This is a genomic window from Bifidobacterium longum subsp. longum JCM 1217 (assembly GCF_000196555.1).
Classification (GTDB): Bacteria; Actinomycetota; Actinomycetes; order Actinomycetales; family Bifidobacteriaceae; genus Bifidobacterium; species Bifidobacterium longum.
On record NC_015067.1, the window covers coordinates 1,208,617 to 1,222,530 of the forward strand.

General features: G+C 64.8%; 16 protein-coding genes. 11 read left to right on the plus strand and 5 right to left on the minus strand.

Translation table 11 applies throughout. The features are described from left to right. Positions 1 to 2: 2 nt before the first annotated feature. Positions 3 to 299: a hypothetical protein gene (locus BLLJ_RS05300; protein ID WP_013582728.1), complete on the minus strand. Its 297-nt coding sequence runs from the start codon at positions 297 to 299 to the stop codon at positions 3 to 5. A gap of 257 nt (positions 300 to 556) precedes the next feature. Here BLLJ_RS05300 and BLLJ_RS10045 point away from each other — a divergent pair, with 257 nt between their 5' ends. From BLLJ_RS10045 to BLLJ_RS05340, 7 genes are all read left to right on the plus strand, one after another. Then, positions 557 to 1,027 carry a hypothetical protein gene (locus tag BLLJ_RS10045; protein WP_013582729.1) on the plus strand — a complete coding sequence of 157 codons (471 nt, stop codon included), beginning with the start codon at positions 557 to 559 and terminating at the stop codon, positions 1,025 to 1,027. 38 nt (positions 1,028 to 1,065) lie between these two features. Next, complete coding sequence (locus BLLJ_RS05315) at positions 1,066 to 1,704, plus strand: hypothetical protein (protein ID WP_013582730.1); 639 nt, start codon at positions 1,066 to 1,068, stop codon at positions 1,702 to 1,704. 15 nt (positions 1,705 to 1,719) lie between these two features. After that, entirely contained in the window at positions 1,720 to 1,983 is a 264-nt protein-coding gene (locus BLLJ_RS05320) for a hypothetical protein (RefSeq protein WP_013582731.1), read from the plus strand. A 106-nt stretch (positions 1,984 to 2,089) separates the two neighbouring features. After that, positions 2,090 to 2,863, plus strand: a complete 774-nt coding sequence (locus tag BLLJ_RS05325) for an N-formylglutamate amidohydrolase (protein WP_016507673.1) — start codon at positions 2,090 to 2,092, stop codon at positions 2,861 to 2,863. Next, on the plus strand, positions 2,860 to 3,201 hold the full coding sequence (locus tag BLLJ_RS05330) for a hypothetical protein (protein ID WP_230473325.1): 342 nt from the start codon (positions 2,860 to 2,862) through the stop codon (positions 3,199 to 3,201). The genes BLLJ_RS05325 and BLLJ_RS05330 overlap by 4 nt, the downstream gene beginning before the upstream one ends. A gap of 9 nt (positions 3,202 to 3,210) precedes the next feature. Then, complete coding sequence (locus BLLJ_RS05335) at positions 3,211 to 4,155, plus strand: hypothetical protein (RefSeq protein ID WP_230473326.1); 945 nt, start codon at positions 3,211 to 3,213, stop codon at positions 4,153 to 4,155. A 332-nt stretch (positions 4,156 to 4,487) separates the two neighbouring features. Beyond that, entirely contained in the window at positions 4,488 to 5,153 is a 666-nt protein-coding gene (locus BLLJ_RS05340; RefSeq protein WP_013582735.1) for a hypothetical protein, read from the plus strand. A gap of 67 nt (positions 5,154 to 5,220) precedes the next feature. On the opposite strand, the gene BLLJ_RS05345 is transcribed toward BLLJ_RS05340, so the two are convergent. The 4 genes from BLLJ_RS05345 to BLLJ_RS05360 all read right to left on the minus strand — a co-directional run bounded on the left by BLLJ_RS05345 (position 5,221) and on the right by BLLJ_RS05360 (position 9,374). Continuing rightward, on the minus strand, positions 5,221 to 6,183 hold the full coding sequence (locus tag BLLJ_RS05345) for an adenine-specific methyltransferase EcoRI family protein (RefSeq protein ID WP_013582736.1): 963 nt from the start codon (positions 6,181 to 6,183) through the stop codon (positions 5,221 to 5,223). A gap of 230 nt (positions 6,184 to 6,413) precedes the next feature. After that, complete coding sequence (locus BLLJ_RS05350) at positions 6,414 to 7,493, minus strand: HNH endonuclease family protein (RefSeq protein WP_256337107.1); 1,080 nt, start codon at positions 7,491 to 7,493, stop codon at positions 6,414 to 6,416. A gap of 23 nt (positions 7,494 to 7,516) precedes the next feature. After that, on the minus strand, positions 7,517 to 8,728 hold the full coding sequence (locus tag BLLJ_RS05355) for an adenine-specific methyltransferase EcoRI family protein (RefSeq protein ID WP_013582738.1): 1,212 nt from the start codon (positions 8,726 to 8,728) through the stop codon (positions 7,517 to 7,519). 178 nt (positions 8,729 to 8,906) lie between these two features. Next, a complete protein-coding gene (locus BLLJ_RS05360; protein ID WP_016507676.1) occupies positions 8,907 to 9,374 on the minus strand; it encodes a hypothetical protein in 468 nt (155 codons plus the stop codon). Between the two features lie 200 nt (positions 9,375 to 9,574). Here BLLJ_RS05360 and BLLJ_RS05365 point away from each other — a divergent pair, with 200 nt between their 5' ends. The 4 genes from BLLJ_RS05365 (at position 9,575) to BLLJ_RS05380 (ending at position 13,792) form a co-directional block, all read left to right on the plus strand. Beyond that, positions 9,575 to 10,897 carry a hypothetical protein gene (locus tag BLLJ_RS05365; protein WP_013582740.1) on the plus strand — a complete coding sequence of 441 codons (1,323 nt, stop codon included), beginning with the start codon at positions 9,575 to 9,577 and terminating at the stop codon, positions 10,895 to 10,897. A gap of 48 nt (positions 10,898 to 10,945) precedes the next feature. Beyond that, positions 10,946 to 11,482, plus strand: coding sequence for a hypothetical protein (locus BLLJ_RS05370; RefSeq protein WP_013582741.1), 537 nt, complete (start codon positions 10,946 to 10,948; stop codon positions 11,480 to 11,482). Between the two features lie 2 nt (positions 11,483 to 11,484). Then, complete coding sequence (locus BLLJ_RS05375; protein WP_176966546.1) at positions 11,485 to 12,303, plus strand: Fic family protein; 819 nt, start codon at positions 11,485 to 11,487, stop codon at positions 12,301 to 12,303. A 67-nt stretch (positions 12,304 to 12,370) separates the two neighbouring features. Beyond that, positions 12,371 to 13,792 carry a hypothetical protein gene (locus BLLJ_RS05380; protein ID WP_013582743.1) on the plus strand — a complete coding sequence of 474 codons (1,422 nt, stop codon included), beginning with the start codon at positions 12,371 to 12,373 and terminating at the stop codon, positions 13,790 to 13,792. Positions 13,793 to 13,914: the final 122 nt, after the last annotated feature.

Below are 13,914 nucleotides of genomic sequence, written 5' to 3' on the forward strand. Positions count from 1 at the left end.
GGTCACGCCTCCGGGATGTAGACGGGGGCCTGCACCTGTTCGAGCAGCCAGTTGATCGCGGGCGTCAATCCGGTCATGTTCAGGCCGAGCACGCCGAGCACGCCCATGATCATGATCGCGGACAGGAGCAATGCGAGGACGCGCAGGCCCATGGAGAGCGCGGACTGGGCGCGGTTGAACGCGAAGCCCACGAGGAGCGCGATCATGAGGACGATGAAGTACACGCCGAACGCGCCCGGCGCGGTGACGCTCGACCAGAATGCGCGCCAGCCGGTGACGCCGATATCAACAATGCTCATGGCCTCCCCCTATGCCCCAAAGGGGCCCGTCGTACGGGACGACGGCCCCCGGGGGGGCGAGGGACATGATGGCGGATGCCGATGGACGGGATCGGCCCGTGACGGGCGTGGAACGAGAGGCTGCGGGCGTGTTCGACGAAAACGCGCGCCTGCGCGGACCCGACCCGCGGGCCGCGGCCGGCGATGCATCATGCCCCGTTGCGCACGCATAGCCTCCGCACGCAACGGGAACCGGAACGGGCGGAGGAAACGGCGTAATGACCGTGGACAGGAACAACAGGAGCCACAAGCCGAAGGGCACGCCCGAAGGCGGCCGATACGAGACGAAAGGCGGCGCCACGGGCCCGGATGACGTGAGGCCGCCCACCACGGCCGAAAACGCGTCCGACATCCTCGACCGGGCACGGGAACGCGGCCTCGACTGGGATCTGCTCGCCGGACGAAGCGAGAACGGGCGCAGCATCAACCTGGACGCGCGGGGTCACGGCGACCGGCGCGTCCACGCGGAACCCGACGGGCACGGCGGCTGGGACCTCGTCTACCGGGAATGGAGGAAACCCACATTACGCGAATACAACGGGCCCGGCATCCACCCGTTCGGCGTATTCGGCTGGATGTCCGACCGGATCAACGGGAACGCGGAGACATGGATCCCCATCCGTCGCGGGCACGCCGCCAATGACGACCAGCTGCTCGACGCCGCCGCCGACTGGTGCGGGACCGACTGAAACGGGAAGCCGGCCGACGGCACGCATAGCCATCCCGCATGAGCAAAGACACGCACGGCCGGACGCACCGGCCCGCCGGACTGCCGAAAGGCGTGGCCGGCACCTACGACAGGAATCCCGGCACGAACGGCGACGACATCGCCCCGCCCATGCCCGTCCACGACGATCCGGACATACTGCGCCGCGAACTGGCATCCATCCCCCAGCGGGACGGTCCGGAATACGACGGGCTGCGCACCAGGCTCGCCCGCGCCGAACTGAGGCAAATGGAATCGAAAGAGAAGCATGCCACCGCCGCCGACATGTTCCGCTCACTCAGCGAAACAGGAGGCGGGACATGGAGTCCGCGAAACGACGCCACTCCCGTTGTCGGGTTCTGCCATTCACCATACCCCGAACGGAGCAGGGTCGTGGCAATGCCCTCCACCACCGATGATTTCGCACGACTGTCCATGGAATATCTCATGGACAATCGCGATCTGCTGTCGAAAGACGGCAACTATCTGGGATTATGGCGCAACCCGGCCGACGACAGATTATATGTCGACGTCTCCGTCTGCGACATGGACGCGCATGACGTCCGGGACGCATGTGCCAAACATGATCAGATAGCCTTCTGGGACATCCAATTGGGTGAAGAGGTCATCGTGAATCCAGACGCGCGATCAGGACAATAAACAAGGAGAACGACAATGGCACGACAGCTTGAAGGCCTATACGATCCGAAGACCGGAGCCGTAGGCATGGCAAAGTTCAGCGTCATGATGATGCGTAAACTCAACGGGCACATCACCAGCCGTCAGGAAATCCTGGACATGCAGGACACGCTGGGCCGCGAATGGACGGAAGAGGAGATAAAGGAGATCCTCAAGGCGAACGGGACGTCCGCCGACGATCCGTCGCAGACAGCCTTACGCGCATCGACATGCGGGGGCACGCATAGCCGTCCCGCATGAGCAGAGACATGCACGGCCGCGGCCGGACCGCCGGATAGAGGACGGCCGTCCTGTCCGCGATCGCGCATGCGCCCCCGCGCGCCCGGGACGCATAGCCGGAACCATCATGAACGATAAGCCTCTCTTCGAAATCCGGCAGGGCACGACGCCCATGCTCGTCCACACACCACACGCGGGCCGGCTCGTCCCCGACGGATTCGACCGCACCCGCCTGACGGACGCGGAAGCATTCGACCAGACATGCGAACAGGTACGAGACCGGCACGCGGACACGCTCGGCCTCATGATCGCCGCCCGGCTCCACGCAACCATCATGCTCGACCACACGACCCGCATGTGGTGCGACCCGGAACGATACCCCGACGACCGGGAGGAGATGAACACGGCCGGCATGGGCGCCATCCCCACACGCGACATCGACGGGCATCCCCTCTACAAGCCCGGACAGGCACCCGGCATGAGGGAACGCGGACAACGGTTCCGCCTCCTGTACACGCCATGGCACCGCATGCTGCAAGCCCAATGCCGGACCATGCTCGACACGTACGGACGATGCACGATCATCGACGTCCACACCCACCCCAGAGAACCACGCCCGTTCGAACCGCACGCCGACCAGCCGCGCACCCAGACCATCATCGGCCACAACAACGATCCCGCATCCCGGGCGATCGGGGCACGCGCCGCCGCGCTCCTCATGGGCCGCGGCCTCACCGTCGGCGTCAACACCGCACACCGGGGCGCCATCACCCCCGACGGCATACACGACATACGGCTCGCCAGCATCATGGTCGAAACCAGATGGGACACGGCCGCCGACCCCATGGCGCGCCATGACATCGCCGACGCGATCGCACGCGCCCTGGAGGGACGCGCATGAAACCACGCATGCAATACCGGAGCCGACGCGTCCACGGCATCCTGTTCGAACCCGACCATGCGAGCATGATCATCCGCAACAAGCCCGGCCGCCACTACCTGATCCACGGCGACGACACCCGTCTCATCACCGGGTTCGACACCCCGCTGGACGCGCCCGACACCATGGGCTACGGCATCTACCACGAAGCCGACCGGCCGAACACCATGTGGATACGCGACCGGACCGGCCTACGCCGCATCCAAGGCACGCCCGCCACGCCGCTCGAACGCGACGCGCCCTGGAACCGCGTCGCCACCCGCATCCCCAACCATCCCATCCCCAGCCCATACGCATAGGCGCACCGCATGAGCACAGACAGGAACAACCGGAGCCACAGGCCGAAAGGCCTGCCCCCACGCGTGGCCGGAACATTCGAACCGGAAGCATGCGGCGGCCACGAGACCGGCATACGACCGCCCGAACCACCCGACCGCATCGAACTCATGGAACTCGAACGCCTCGCCCGCACCATGCCCGCACCACGGCCCGGCGACATCGCATGGCGTTTCGGCACGCACACCATCCCCCAGCAGGCCATCGACATGCGCTACGGGCGCGACGACATACGCCTCCAACGGCTCGTCATCCTCACCCACGCGGACGAGGACACGCGCCGCATGCTCGCCGCACGCATGCACGACCACGATTGGATTCGCAGCCACGCCACACCCCTGTTCAAAGACCGCGCATGCATCATCATCCCCGAACCGGACCCCTGGGATGAACCCGGACACGAACCCGGCCGGCCGGACACACGCCCCGTCTGGCCGCACCCCATCGACACGCGCATGATCGCCGAAGACTGCGCCGCCCACCTCGACATCCGACGCTCATACACGCCCACGCGCGTCAGCCGCACGGGGAACGAAACCCACGTCGAATGCGTGGACGACACGACCCACACGTCCCGCTCCTACCGGACCGGAACGAACATCGCGCATCTCCCCGACGGAGCCTGCATCGAACATGCGGCCGACGGACGATGGCATGTCATCCACGACGATCCGCCGCTCCCCCCACGCCCCGCCGACAGGCCGCACGCACGCGAAGACACGCGCCCGCACGACCCCCGACCCGACACGGAACCGGAACCGGAACCAAACCCGGATCCGCCCGGGCGATCCGACGAAGCGGACAGGCCGCGACGCCCGGCCTCCGACCCGCGCATGCGCCAAGCCTGGATCCGGTTCCTCACCGGACTGTTCCAGGGCGTGTCCAGCATCATCCGCGAATCCAGGCGCGCCCACTGACAGGGGGCGCCATGCGCGCCGTCCGGCGCACGCCGCGGACGAAAACGAAAAAAAGGAGACAAAGAAAAGGAAAAAGAGAAAAAGAGCAAAAGAGGAAAACACGATACGACACCATCCCATCAGCCATCGGAAAAGAAAAAAGACAGGACACCGACACCCAGGAACACACGCGACGGACATCACACCACAAAACAGCATCACATCAAGGGGAGGGACCGTTTTCCCTTGCAAAAAACCGGGTTTCGGCATGGTTTCCATGCCCGGACGCCGGGATTTCCCCTTCATGAGGGACGCATACCCGATCCGCAAGGGACGATGGAAGGGGAAGGCGTATGATCACCGTCAGTTTCGACGACACGACGGCCGGGCCGGACGACCTGCCGTTGCTTCGGATCGCGGACGCGGCGAACCGGATCCATGGCATGGACGCGCGGCGGCTGCCCGGCCTGCTGGAATCATCCTGGCTGGACTGGGCGCCGCCCTCCTCGCGTCTGCCCGACGTGGGCATGCCGTCGCCGCCCGGCCGGGACGATTGGCTGTGGGCGCGCGGGCATGCGGGGCTGCTGGGGTTCGACGTGTCCGCCTACGGGTCGGGCATGATGTTCGCGTCCATGCTGGCGAAGCGCGTGGGCGTGCGCCGGGCGGGCTGGTGCGCGCTGGCGTTGGCCTGGTGCGCGCGCATGGCCCGGTTGGATGCGCGCGCATGGACGCTGGCCCTGCTGGAGCATGATCCGGCGCGCGTGCGGGCCGATTCGCTTCGGCTTGTGCCGGTGGGCCCGTTGTCGGGGTTGTGGAGCGTGTGGGCGTCGCCCGCGTTCATGCCGGGCGTGACGGGCGTGGATGTGGCGTGCGCGTTGATGGATTGCGCGCGTGCGGGACGCTACCGGTCGGATCATGTGGTCGCGCCGGACGGCCGGACGGTCCGAATCCCGGATATGGTGTGGGATCGCGTGGATTCGATGGGATTGGCTTCCGTGTTCGCCGACACGGGGTTCTAGAACAGGGGCGTCATCGTCCCCTCGTCCGGCGTGCTGTTTTCCCGTCTGCATGCGCGGGCGGCGTGGATCATGCGTCCCGCGTCCGTCTGACGAGCAGCCGCTTGTACAGTCGGCGTCCGTTGACCGTCGGATCGTCGAGCTTGCCGAGCAGCATGAACCCGTTGCCTGGCGCCCAATGTTCGAGGAAGTTCAACGGGACGCCCATCGGCCCGTCATGATCGTCGGGCATCATGCGCATGGAGTCCACGTTGATCGCGTCGTAGGCATCATATTCCGGATATTCGTCCTCATGTCCCCGGTACGTGTGTCCCGTGGGAGGCTGGGTCTTGTCGGCGCGTGCGGCGGCGAGGCTGGTGAGCCATCGGATGCTGTTGACGCCGACCGTGCCGTCGGGCCGGATCATGCTTCCCGTCTTCGGCCGGTCGTCGGGCAGTCGGAAGAACATGCTGCCCGAGTGGATGCTCAGGCCGACGAGGCAGCGTCCCCCCTTGACCATGGGGAATACGTCGTTGGCGGTGGCGAGGTTCAGGTTGGCGACGATCAGGAAATCGGTGTCCGGATGCCGGCGGAGCATGCGCATGAACCGGATGGCCTTGCTGAACGGCGGGTTGGTGACGACGATCGCGCCGGGCCGGTCGAGCAGGCGTTCGCATTCGGGCGAGTCGAACGAGCCGTCGCCGTCCAATGGGCGGGCGGCCAGGTCCGCGATCGAATATCTTCCCTCGCGGCCGTCGTTGTCCACATGCCATTGCATGGCGGGCGTCCCGTCGTCGAACAGGGTGTCATGGTCGGGTTGGAAGCTCGTGCAGGTGAGGGACGCGATCCCGTATTCGCTCATGTGGTCGAGCGTCCATCGGACGAACATGCTCATGCCGGGCCGGTCATTGCAGTCGCAGATCACATGCCGGCCGGCCAGGTCATGGCGGTAATGGGACAGTTCCCTGTCGATCGCGTCGTACGTGGTGTAGAATTCGTCGGCCTTCGCCTTGCGCGCGCCGGTCAGGTACCGGTGATGCTTGTGTGTTCCCATGCCCCGTCGTATGCGTCAGGGGCACGGTTTTCCGGTCGGCTGTCAGACGGCGGGACCGTTGCAGTCTCACCCCCGGATGCCGGTCGGCGGCATGTCATGCGGGGACGAATACGGTTTCGACGTGAACCAGCCGTGCACGCCATGACCCGTCCTGCGCTCCGATACGGACGGGGCCATTCCAGGGGTCCGCAAAGGCGCGGGCTCCGGGGCGGCCCCTTTTCCTTTCCGTCCTACCTCTGCGCGCCCTTGCGCAGGTTGCAGTCACGGCACAGCATCTGGCAGTTGTCCGGCACGGTGTGCCCGCCACGGCTCCACGGGACGATGTGGTCCGCATGCATGTCCGCCAGGCCGAACTCGCCGCCGCACACGGCGCACCGGTGCCCTTGGGCTTCATAGGCGGCGCGCTGGGTGCGTTTGTCGAACGCCCGGATGCTGAGTCTCCGCTCGTCGCCGTCGAGCAGATACCGGTAGACGCCGCTCTTGCGGGTCACGTCCTCGTCGGCCATCAGCTCTTGGACGCGGGCCTCAAGCGCGTTCGGGTCCAGGTCGGTACGGTCCCGGTTCGCATCGTACATGGGACCCCATGGCAGGCCCTTCATCTCCCGCCGGTAGACGGGGAACACGGCCTGCGCCCAGTCGAGCACGCTGCGGAAGTAGCTCCACAGCGCCTGCGCGGTCGGGTCGTGCTGGTGTGTGCCCATGTAGTCCTCGACGCTCGCGCCGTGCCGTGCGGCCGCCCAGCCGAGCACGGTGGCCAGATAGTCCTGCCGGATGGCCGAGCCCTTCAGCCAGTCGCCGCCCACCTGGACCGCGGGGCCGCCCGGCTTGCTGAAGCGGGCGCGGGCGTCCGCGACCCATGGGCCCGCGTATACGGCGTTCAGCAGCTCCTGGTCGTTCAGCTGGACGCCGGCGATGTTGACGATGCGGAACCAGTCGAGCTTCTCCGACTCGGTGCCGGAGCATACGTACACGGTCAGCGGGTAGCCGAGGATACGCTCCTTGACGTCGCGGGGCAGGTTGAAGAAGAACCGCCCGTCGAGGCTGTACTGTCCGGCCACGTATGAGCAGACGCTGATGGTGCGCTGCTGGCCGTCCATGACCTCGTAGCGTGGCCGCGCGTCGGGTCCCCGGTCCACCCAGTACATGACGTTCAGCGGGAGCCCCTTGAGTATGGTGCGCACCACCTCGTCGCGCCGGTCGTCCCGGTAGACGAACTCGCGCTGGTAGGGCGGGCGCACGTCCAGGTCGCCGCCGTAGGCGGTCACGCCCCCGACCGCATTGTCCGTGTAGCCTTGGCTCAGGTCGCGCACCGCGACGGTGATGGGTTCGACGTTCAATTGGATGCCTCCTTGCGGCGGATGAGGATTCGCCTGTATGTCTCCTGGCCGTGTATGCGCCCGTTCATCAGACCGGGCGCACGGCGGGTCATGTTCGGATAGTCGCGGTCTATCGGCTCGGTCTGCGGCGTATGGTGATGCGGGCGTACTTCGATTTGCCGTTGACCATCGTGTCCTTCGGATTGTTGAACAGCCCGGCTATCGCCGTCGCCGGACGAGTATGCGAAAGTACGGTTGTACTCTCTCTCTCTTTCTCGGGTGAAGACCAGGTCGCGTCCGTCATCGCCCTTGCGGAACGCGACGATGTCGAATTGGTCCGGGTTGTACTTGTCCATGAACGTGATGGGCACGCCCATCACGCCGTAGTAATCCTCGGGGATGTCGGCCACCTTCGACACCTCGATGGCGTCGTGGTTGTCGTACTTCGGGTAGTCGGTCTCATGGCCCTTGTACCGGCGATAGAGCAGCAGGTCCTCGTGGCGCTTTTTGATGTCCAGGTTGGTGTACCAACGGCACAGGCCGTTGACTTGTTTGGTGGTCCCCTCGCCGGGGATGGTGAAGTCGGACGGCGAGGTGAAGCCCAACCAGACCTTGTCATCGCGTAGGAGCGGAAAGATCTCCTTGTAGGTAATGGCGTTCTTGTTGCCCAGTACCACGAATTTCTTGCCATGTTCCACGAGCGTCGCCACATACTCGCGGAACAGGCTGAACGGCGGATTGGTCACGACGATGTCGGCCTCGTCGAGCAGTTCGAGGCATTCACGGCTGCGGAAGTCCCCGGCTCCGTATTCGCCGTCCCCGTGGAGCTCGGCCACCTCGTTGCCCGGGGCGTTCAACAGCACTTTGACGTCCTCCATGTCGAAGCCGCCGTCACCGGTCGTATCCTCCACGTGGGTGACGATGGCCTTGTAGGCGTGACGCGACGGCGCGTCCGGTTCGTCGCCGAACAGCGACGGCTGGTACTCGGCCCCGGCGATAGGCGAGCCGCAGTAGCTCGTCGCCATCAGCTTCTTCAGTCCCAGATGGTTGAAGTTCAGGGCGAAGTACCTGAAGAAGTTCGACTCGTAGGGGTCGTCGCAGTTGCAAAGCACGGTCCTGCCTTTGAAATGCTCCGAGTAATGCCTTAGCTCGTTCTCGATGTCCGGCATTCGTGTGTAGAACTCGTCGTTCTTGGCCTTCTTGGCGGCTGATAGTTGGTTGTTGCCCATACCGGGCGCTATGCGTCGCGGCGAAAGGAAAGGTGCCGCCGAAGCCTTTGGCGGCACGGCCCGTCCTGGGCGGATACGCCGACGGGCCGCCGCCAATAAGCCGGAAGTCCCGCACCGTTTGCCGAACATGACAGGAGGCCGCCTCATGGGATAATCCCGTGGGGCGGCCTCCTTACGACTATTCGACGCGTTCCACCTTATCGTCGAACAGATGGAACCCATGGCGTGCGGCGGCGACGCCCTGCGGTGTCCTGTCGGCCAAACGGCGTAGGTCGCTGTCGTCGTACGCTTTGATGGTCAGCGTGCAATGGTAGCCTCCCTCGCCCTTGGTCAGGTCCAGGTCGGGGTCGGCGAGAAGCCCCTCGCGGTCGGGCTTGCTTCCTTGGGGATAGCACAGTTTGAAACGGACGGTCCAATCGGCGGGCTCGCCGATCTCATACTCGTCCGACTTTGCGCCGGGAATCCTCGCGGTGATGTCCGCAGCCTGACGGTTCGCCCGTTCGATGCGGTCCGCCTTGCCCTGATGACGGTCGAGCCAAAGATTCACCGCATGGGACACGTCCGCCCCTTCGGATCGGGTGCAGTCGCAGTCGACGTGGACGCGAAGCGCATCCTCATCCCCGTCATATCCGGCCGTGACGATCACAGCCTTGTGGCAGATGGGACATTCGCGCCCTGCATATAGGTCGCGGAACCGCTCGAACGATTCGACGCAACGATTCCACCTCCAGGCGCGCCCGTACAACAATTCCTCATCGTATCCATGCAGGCCGGAACATGCGGTCCCGCCCCGTATAGCAGGCAGCAGCCGGAACAGGATCCGGTATTCGTGGAACGGAGACGACCATGACGGCAGACAGGAACAACAGGAGCCACAGGCCGAAGGGCCTGCCCCAGGGGGTGGCGGGCACGTTCGACACGACGGCCGTGACGGCGGGGATCGACGACGTCGTCCCGCCGTCGGCCGGCGGACGTCGGCTGGACGATGCGATGCTCACAGCCGAAACATACATCATCATGGATCCGGATGTAGCCGACTGCGCGGGATACGCCGCCAGACGATTGGGTGAGCTCATCGCCCGTCCGGCGAAACCGGGCGAAACCGATGACATGCCGTTGATCATTGAAAACCTGCGATACGATCCGCAGGCCCCGGGCGGCTCCCATGCCGACTATATCGCCGACCATATAGAGGCCGCCTATGACGGCATACCGGTCAAAGCGCCTGACCGTACGCAATTGGAACAGGAAACCCGACAGCATATCCTCGAGACCGCGTTGGATCCGAACCGGGAGCTCCGCAAGCTCGGATTGGAGCCCGTACGGCCAGACGAACACACGAACGCATACGCGGGACCGCAGCCGGAGGATTGGGTAAGCGACTACGACGAGGAGACCGCCGAACGCCGCCACGAAGCCGCATGGAAAGGCACCCGGACCAAACAGGCCCGATATGCCGCGGCGACGGAGAAACACCTGTCACCGTTGAACGATGACATGCGCGACCTGTACAAGACGAACGTCGACCGTGGACTGATCAACGGCAGCGCGTTCGATGACAGGATGGCGTTCGCCGACACGCTGCACGAATTGCAGGAGGATGGCTGGAACCCGCAGGCGGGGCGCGAATACCGGAAATCCAAGGAGTTCAGGAAACTGGAGAAACAACTGCTGGACGGGCGGAAACCGACCCGACGATACCGGCAGCTGCGCGACGCGTTGTGCGACGACGAACACGGGTACCGGGCGTTCATGGCCGCGGATCCTGACGTGTTCGACCCGGACGAGAGAATCGTGAAGCCGTTCGCCGGACTCGGCCCCGACGTCGGCCAGGCCGCCATGCTGCGCCTGGCCGCCAAACACCGGGGCGTCACCGGGGCGCTCGCCCTGGCACGCTGGGATCCGGGCATCGAATACGTGACGGCGGACGCGAAGACCCACACGTTCCGCATGGAGCATGACCGGCCGGGAATCGGGTATTACAGCGACGGCTCCACCTATCCGATCGGGCACACGGTCATCACGGCGAACGGGATCAAACCCGCGAGCGTGATGAGCTGGATACACAACGAGAAGCCGGGCACGCCGGAATGGGAGGCGCGGACCCGCACCCGGTTCGAGGAGTCGAACGGCGGCGAATGGAAGCCCGCCGAAACCGACGTAATCTAATGGGGACGCATGCGGAATGCCGTAGGATTGGAATCGAAGGAGGACGTGATGGAAGAAGAATCCGTTCGGCTCGCTATCCGGCTCAAAGATGATTCGGTGTGGAAGATTTCCAATCTTTCCGGCACCGTCATACCCTACAAGGCAGCCGCCGGCATCGTCCACCACGGAAAGGGTCTTGCAGGCCGTCCCGTCGAGGAGACGGTGTTGTTGTACCGTCTGTCGAACGCATTGGAGACGACCATCGCCAATGCAGATCATCCACTTGATGAAGACCTGTTCGATTGCTTCAAGGAGCAGTTGGGGGCTTCGAAGGACATTCCCCTGCCGGATCACACCAATCCGACGGAGGAAAACGCCACGGACATGTTTATGGAGCTTTGGAATCAGGATAGGATCCTCGCCGCCGTGTGCGCGAACCATCTTCTCGTCGAAGGCGGCATCGGCCTGTTCGGAACCTACCCCGACCAGCTTCCGGCATTGGAATCCGCCATAGGGGATTCCAAGGAAGCCGCCATCTCCTATATTCACGACAATGCGGTAGAGCTTCTTCCCGGAGGCCTCACCCGGAACAGGATGCCACAATGACCATGGATGCGAACAACCGGAGTCATCGTCCCGCCGGACTGCCACAAGGCGTGGCCGGCACGTTCGATACGACCGTATCCGGAGTGGATGATGCCGATGTCGCCCCTCCCATGGGGGCGGGAACCGTTTCCAATGCGGAGGCATGCGTCAATCTGGCGAAACGCCGCACCATCGACCTGCTGTGGAAGACCGCGAGCATCGAGGTCAGGGGTCTCACGTTCCCCGATACGCGCGACGTGTTCAAGGGCATCACGCCCGGGGATGCGAGGGCCAGGGATGTGATGGTGCTGAACAATCTGAAGCACGCCTGGCAGTTCCTTTTCGACAACACGGATTGGCCGGTCGACTGGCAGTATCTTTCCGAATACAACCGGCTTGTAGGTGACGGGCTGGAGCCCTCCCCCGGCAGGCTGAGGAACGACATGGTCACCATCGGAGGCACCAGATATGTTCCCCCTGTTCCCTCGTATGATGGGGTCAGGGATCAAATCGGAAAGGATCTCGGGCTTGACGATCCGGAGGATAGGGCGTTGAACCTGTTCGCATCCATCAGCCGGGGCCAATGGTTCAGCAACGGCAACAAGCGGACTTCGGCGATGGCCGCCAACCATTGCCTCATCCATGACGGGGTCGGCATATTCGCATTGCCTCCGGAACGGATGGATGACGAGTTCAGGGACAGGCTCATCGGCTTTTACGAAAGCGATGATCGCGGACCGTTCATCGACTGGCTGAAATACCATGCGGTCGGACGTCTGGTGGACAATGGGCTGACTTCGGCGCAGAAAAACGGGGATGATCCGATCCACGACGATATGTGATATTCGACAATGACGGGGACGCATGCGGGATGCCATAAAGGATTTCTCCGCATGCAAGGAGCCCGTCATGGCCGAAAGAATCACCACACTGTTACAGGATCGTCTCCCGGTGGATTCGGACCGTCGTCTGAAGGTGCCGGCCATCCGGCCGGAGGACGACATGGTCGCCGTCCGCCGCCGTCTGGGCCGCTACCTGTACGATTCATTGGAGAAGGACACGGACCGCAAGGCGGTGGCCAAGGCCACCGCGAACGCGATCTGGCCGGGCTGCACGCCCATCGACCGCGACACGGACGCGGAGGTCGCGCGCGACCTGAGGCGCACGGAATCAAAGACCGGCAGCCCCGCGATCGCATTGCGGCATCCGGCGGGGCGGATTCTCATCATCGGGCTCGGCCCGCACAAACCCATGCTGGCGAGAATCGACTACAGGTACCGTCTCTCGAAGCGCACCGTGGACACGGTGAGCCTGCCGAGCCTGCTGGCCGCCCGCATGATCATGGAGCATATGGCGAACCCGGATCCGGAGGGGCCGATCCGCGACCTGCTGACCGACGACCGGCACACATGGCAGTATTTCCGTACGAACATGGATCGCCGGTTCGAAGGCGTGGACGGGCTCGTCGTCTCCTGCAACACCCGCGGCGTGAGCCTCCCCGACCCGCCCGAGGCGGGCGATGCGAAGGCGTTGCTGGCATGGACGGTCGGGGCGGGACTGATCGGATTGGACTGCGATGACGAACGCGCGAAAAGGCTGCTGGCGGAACGCCTCGAATGGGTGCGGTGGACGGCGGAGCTGCGGCTTGCGGCCGAGACCATCCTGCGCGTCGAATCGGATTGGCGCATGAACCGGGATCTCGCCCGCCGCACGGAGGCCGGAGTATCGGCGACCGTGTTCGAGGACAAGAAACACCGTGATCCGAAGCACGACAAGGCCGGGCAGGCCAGCCCGTTCGCCATGGACTTCGACCGGATCGAGGTCGAGGACGACGTGGACCTCGCCCTGTTCGCCCGACTGGGAGCCGAATGGGAGGCGTTGAAGCCCGCCGTCCCCATGTCCGGGACGCGCGCCGCATTGCGCTTCCGCTACACGGGACGCCACCGGGCGGACGGCGTCTACCACACCGGTTTGCGCGCGATCGCGATAGACCCGCGCCACCCCGAATCGTTCGGCCACGAGCTCATGCATCACCTCGACCACACGTGGGGCGGAACCGACCTGAGCCTCGACCCGCTGTTCCGCCCCCTGCTCGACCACTATCGTGAGACCGTGGACACGGCGCGCATGAAGGGCGCGAACCCGGACCGGTGGCTCGCCCCCGCGGAGGCGTTCGCAAGGGCGGGCGAGATTTGGCTGCACATGCGACTCGACGGCGCCGAAAACAGTCTGCTCTCCGACGGCGGGCATTACGAAACGGATTGGGCGTACGCCCCCTACCGGGGCCGGTGGAATGAGATCGGGACCGTGTTCGACCGGCTGTTCGCCTAGAACACGGCGTCGCGTATCCGCCATACGCCGCCCGTCGCATACGCGACATCCCGGGTGACGCACGTGACGCCGGCCGGCACCGGACCGCAACGGTCGGCCGGCCGGCGTTCCGCATGGCCCGG

Bases quoted from the DNA above. Each gene is read 5' to 3' on its own strand.
- BLLJ_RS05300 (WP_013582728.1), bottom strand. From the start codon at position 299: ATGAGCATTGTTGATATCGGCGTCACCGGCTGGCGCGCATTCTGGTCG.
- BLLJ_RS10045 (WP_013582729.1), top strand. From the start codon at position 557: ATGACCGTGGACAGGAACAACAGGAGCCACAAGCCGAAGGGCACGCCC.
- BLLJ_RS05315 (WP_013582730.1), top strand. From the start codon at position 1,066: ATGAGCAAAGACACGCACGGCCGGACGCACCGGCCCGCCGGACTGCCG.
- BLLJ_RS05320 (WP_013582731.1), top strand. From the start codon at position 1,720: ATGGCACGACAGCTTGAAGGCCTATACGATCCGAAGACCGGAGCCGTA.
- BLLJ_RS05325 (WP_016507673.1), top strand. From the start codon at position 2,090: ATGAACGATAAGCCTCTCTTCGAAATCCGGCAGGGCACGACGCCCATG.
- BLLJ_RS05330 (WP_230473325.1), top strand. From the start codon at position 2,860: ATGAAACCACGCATGCAATACCGGAGCCGACGCGTCCACGGCATCCTG.
- BLLJ_RS05335 (WP_230473326.1), top strand. From the start codon at position 3,211: ATGAGCACAGACAGGAACAACCGGAGCCACAGGCCGAAAGGCCTGCCC.
- BLLJ_RS05340 (WP_013582735.1), top strand. From the start codon at position 4,488: ATGATCACCGTCAGTTTCGACGACACGACGGCCGGGCCGGACGACCTG.
- BLLJ_RS05345 (WP_013582736.1), bottom strand. From the start codon at position 6,183: ATGGGAACACACAAGCATCACCGGTACCTGACCGGCGCGCGCAAGGCG.
- BLLJ_RS05355 (WP_013582738.1), bottom strand. From the start codon at position 8,728: ATGGGCAACAACCAACTATCAGCCGCCAAGAAGGCCAAGAACGACGAG.
- BLLJ_RS05365 (WP_013582740.1), top strand. From the start codon at position 9,575: ATGACGGCAGACAGGAACAACAGGAGCCACAGGCCGAAGGGCCTGCCC.
- BLLJ_RS05370 (WP_013582741.1), top strand. From the start codon at position 10,946: ATGGAAGAAGAATCCGTTCGGCTCGCTATCCGGCTCAAAGATGATTCG.
- BLLJ_RS05375 (WP_176966546.1), top strand. From the start codon at position 11,485: ATGGATGCGAACAACCGGAGTCATCGTCCCGCCGGACTGCCACAAGGC.
- BLLJ_RS05380 (WP_013582743.1), top strand. From the start codon at position 12,371: ATGGCCGAAAGAATCACCACACTGTTACAGGATCGTCTCCCGGTGGAT.